The organism is Rhizobacter sp. (assembly GCF_031412075.1).
Classification (GTDB): Bacteria; Pseudomonadota; Gammaproteobacteria; order Burkholderiales; family Burkholderiaceae_C; genus Rhizobacter.
Map to the genome: position 1 here is coordinate 1 of NZ_JANOCG010000538.1, position 3,263 is coordinate 3,263.

Annotated in this window: 6 protein-coding genes and 1 pseudogene; 5 read left to right on the plus strand and 2 right to left on the minus strand. The window is 64.0% G+C overall.

The features are described from left to right. Together RMO40_RS20140 and RMO40_RS20145 are read right to left on the minus strand one after the other, a co-directional pair. A partial coding sequence (locus RMO40_RS20140; RefSeq protein ID WP_309725183.1) for a chaperone modulator CbpM occupies positions 1 to 290 on the minus strand: 290 nt, incomplete at its 3' end. A 6-nt stretch (positions 291 to 296) separates the two neighbouring features. Further along, the gene (locus RMO40_RS20145) at positions 297 to 1,244 is read right to left on the minus strand and encodes a DnaJ C-terminal domain-containing protein (protein WP_309725186.1); all 948 of its coding nucleotides are present in this window, start codon (positions 1,242 to 1,244) and stop codon (positions 297 to 299) included. Between the two features lie 306 nt (positions 1,245 to 1,550). On the opposite strand from RMO40_RS20145, the gene RMO40_RS25545 reads away from it, so the two are divergent. The 5 genes and pseudogenes from RMO40_RS25545 to RMO40_RS20165 form a co-directional block, all read left to right on the plus strand. Further along, positions 1,551 to 1,838: a BON domain-containing protein gene (locus RMO40_RS25545; RefSeq protein ID WP_489660204.1), complete on the plus strand. Its 288-nt coding sequence runs from the start codon at positions 1,551 to 1,553 to the stop codon at positions 1,836 to 1,838. 15 nt (positions 1,839 to 1,853) lie between these two features. After that, positions 1,854 to 1,994, plus strand: coding sequence for a BON domain-containing protein (locus tag RMO40_RS25550; protein WP_489660205.1), 141 nt, complete (start codon positions 1,854 to 1,856; stop codon positions 1,992 to 1,994). A 5-nt stretch (positions 1,995 to 1,999) separates the two neighbouring features. Next, entirely contained in the window at positions 2,000 to 2,371 is a 372-nt protein-coding gene (locus RMO40_RS20155) for a universal stress protein (RefSeq protein WP_309725188.1), read from the plus strand. A gap of 182 nt (positions 2,372 to 2,553) precedes the next feature. After that, positions 2,554 to 3,027: a cytochrome c gene (locus tag RMO40_RS20160; protein WP_309725191.1), complete on the plus strand. Its 474-nt coding sequence runs from the start codon at positions 2,554 to 2,556 to the stop codon at positions 3,025 to 3,027. A 97-nt stretch (positions 3,028 to 3,124) separates the two neighbouring features. After that, positions 3,125 to 3,263, plus strand: a pseudogene (locus RMO40_RS20165) (MBL fold metallo-hydrolase); the annotation flags it as partial.

A 3,263-nucleotide genomic window follows, 5' to 3' on the forward strand; every position in this document is an offset into this window, starting at 1 on the left:
CGGTCGATCTCGTCGATCAGGTCAAGAACCAAGCCCAGGTCGTGCGGCGACACCTGAAGGTCTCTTGAGAGCCGCGCAGCGGCCAGCGCGCGCTTGAGCGAGTCGGCGCCGAACAGCCATTCGCTCGTGTCGCGGTGCTCAGGTTCGATGATGGCTTCGTCGACCCAGCTTGCGACGTCTTGCGGCGAAACACGGCACGCACGACACAACTCAGGCAGGCTGAGCACGCATTCGTCTTCGACTGCGACGGCGACTTCGGTGGCGATGAGGGAGAAGGAAGAGTCGCGCATGGTCGGTTACCCCTGAGCTTGCCCCGCGCGGGGGTTGAAGTCGGAAAACGCGGTCGCCATCTGCTCGAACGCGCTGCGAGCGGCAGGCGTGTCGGCGGCTGGCAGCACCATCTTCAACACCGCGTAGAGGTCGCCTGCTGGATTGCCGGGCAAGCCGCGGCCCTTGAGCCTCAGCTTTTGCCCGGCGGCCGAGCCCGCAGGCACCGTCAGACCGACAGTGCCTGCGGGCGTGACGAGTTCGGGCTCCGCCCCGAGCGCAGCCTCCCACGGAGAGACAGGCAGGTCGACGTACACGTCGCGCCCATCGACGCGAAAGCGCGGGTGCGGCTCGAACGCAATTTCAAGATACAGGTCGCCAGCGGGAGCGCCGCCATGACCCGGCCCACCCTGGCCGGCCAGGCGCAAATGCTGGCCGGCACGCACACCTTTCGGGATGGCGACTTCGATCCGGTGCTCGCGCAGTGACATGCTTCCGTCAACCGCTGCCACCGGCATGCGCAGCGACAAGGTGCGGCGCGCGCCCTGGTAGGCATCTTCGAGCGAGATCGTGACCTTGGCGTGGTGGTCTTGTGCGGGGCCCGCAGCGCGAGCGGCACCTGCTGCGCCCGCATGGCGGCCGAACAGCGAAGAGAAAAACTCGCTGAAGTCTCTGCCGTCTGCACCCGGGCCTGCATCGCGCCCGCTGAACTCGTAGCCGTTGCCCCAATCGGGTGGTGGCTGGAACTGCTGCCCGCGCTCATGGCGCTTGCCCATGTCGTCATAGGCCGCGCGCTTCTCCGGGTCGTGCAAGGCCTCGTGCGCTTCGGCCACCTCCTTGAAGCGGGCCTCGGCATCGGGCTCCTTGCTCACGTCGGGGTGGTACTTGCGGGCCAGCTTGCGGTAGGCACGCTTGATGTCATCTCGAGTGGCGGTGCGCTCAACGCCAAGAGCCGCGTAATAGTCTTTGAACTCCATGGCTCGCTTTGCTGGTGGGTTGGCGGCAGATTTACCTCATCGTAGGCGCCAGGGTACCGACGGGCTTGATGTCGATCAAACGATTTGGCACCGCAGGAAGCTAAACAGCCCCACCTGCGCGAGCCAGGGAGATCGCCTCGATCACGGGCCTGCGTTGCAGTAGTCGATGCGGACGTGTGACCAGCACGAAGCTTGCGCCCGCTCAAAGCTCGCGCGGTTTGACCGGATGACCATGGCTTCACGCTTGGCGGCCCGAATGCGCAGCGTGCTCGGCTTTATCAAGTGCCTACCCTCGAAGGGATCAACATGAAGACCGATGCACAACTGAAAGCGGATGTCACCAACGAACTGGAGTGGGACCCATCCATCACAGCGACGAATGTGGGTGTGGCCGTCAAGAGTGGCGTGGTGACGCTCTCTGGCCATCTGGAGACCTTTGCAGAAAAGTTCGCCATTGAGCGCGCTGTGCAGTTTGTCGAAGGCGTGAAGGCTGTCGCCATCGTCGGGGTGAGCAACAGCATCACGCTGAAAGCGCATGTGACGCCGTGCAACATCTCCGGGCGCATTCGGGATGCGCTGACACGACACGCCTAACGCGAGGCAAAGAAGATCGAGGTGATGGTGAGCGGTTCCACAGCCACCTTGCGCGGCGCGGTTGATTCATGGACCGAACGCGCCGCAGCACAAGGCGCCGCATGGTCGGCTCCCGGCATCGATCGCGTGGTCAACGAGTTGCTTGTGGTGGATTGAGAGAGATGGTCTGCCGCAAACCCGGCGGCAAACCTGCGTCGCCCGATCTCGTACCCGGCGGCGATGAATGGGACGTGTGCATGAGCTGTGTGCGGCCTGCCCGCATAGACACGGTGCCGCAGCACAGTGGCGCATGTCATATCAAGGAAAACCAATGGCCCATCAAGGTGTTCCTTGACCGGCACCCCATACGTTACCGCTGCGAATGGGTGGTTGGCTCGCCCGCCGCCGAGATTGTCGAGGCTACCCGGCGTGAGAAGGCCCACATGATCGTGATGGGCACCCATGGCTACGGGCTGCTCGGGCGGGTGCTGATGGGCAGCGTGGCACAGCGGGTGGTTGCCGACTGCGACGTGCCGGTGTTGTTGGTCAAATGACTTGACGGTCTTGTGCGCTGACTTGCAAGCCGGCAGCACCGTCCGTTGATCTGGCTCAAAGCGCACCGGCAACAGCAGCTCAAGATGGCACAGAACTCAACAACTCCAGACCGCACATGGTGAACACAAACAACCGCTCATCGCCTCGCCGTTCGCCGGGGTGGGCTGTGCTGTGCGCAGCGTTGATCACACTGCCGCTGGCGGCACAACCGACCGATGAACCCATGCCCGGTGACTACCGCGTCGTGCAGGGCAAGGTCGATCGTGGCACCTACACCGGTTGGCAGCTGTTTCACTCCACGTGTTATGGCTGTCACGGCGTCGGCGCGGTGGGCACCGACCTCGCGCCGAACCTGGTGGAGCGCATCAAGACGCTCACGCCGCGTGCCTTCGCGACCAAGGTCCTGACGAGCTATCGCATCGTCTTGCTGGACGACGAAGCCCATCCGCAGGATCGCACCGCCGGGCGCGAAGCCATGCTCGAACAAATCATGCGCCGCGAGCGGGGTGCACGCGGCCAGATCGTCATGCCCGCGTGGAGAGCAGACCCCCAAGTGAATCCGCATGTGCTGGATCTGTTTGCCTACCTGTCGGCGCGCGCCGACGGCAAGCTGGGGCCGGGGGAGCCGGCGCTGGCGGTGGTGCCCAAGCGCTAGGCTGGTTCTAACGCACCGTGCACGTTGTTCTTTTTCTGCAGGAACTGGACCCATGAAGAACCTCGTGCCGGTCAACGGCTTGAAGCCCGCGAACACCATGAAGCTCACGTTCCTCGGTGCCGCCGACACCGTCACCGGGTCGAAGCATCTGGTGGAAATCGGCGGCCAACGCATCTTGCTGGACTGCGGCTTGTTCCAGGGTTTCAAGGTACTGCGCGAGCGCAATTGGGCACCGT

Coding starts and splice junctions, on each gene's coding strand:
- RMO40_RS20145 (WP_309725186.1), bottom strand. CDS start 1,244: ATGGAGTTCAAAGACTATTACGCGGCTCTTGGCGTTGAGCGCACCGCC.
- RMO40_RS25545 (WP_489660204.1), top strand. CDS start 1,551: ATGAAGACCGATGCACAACTGAAAGCGGATGTCACCAACGAACTGGAG.
- RMO40_RS20155 (WP_309725188.1), top strand. CDS start 2,000: ATGGTCTGCCGCAAACCCGGCGGCAAACCTGCGTCGCCCGATCTCGTA.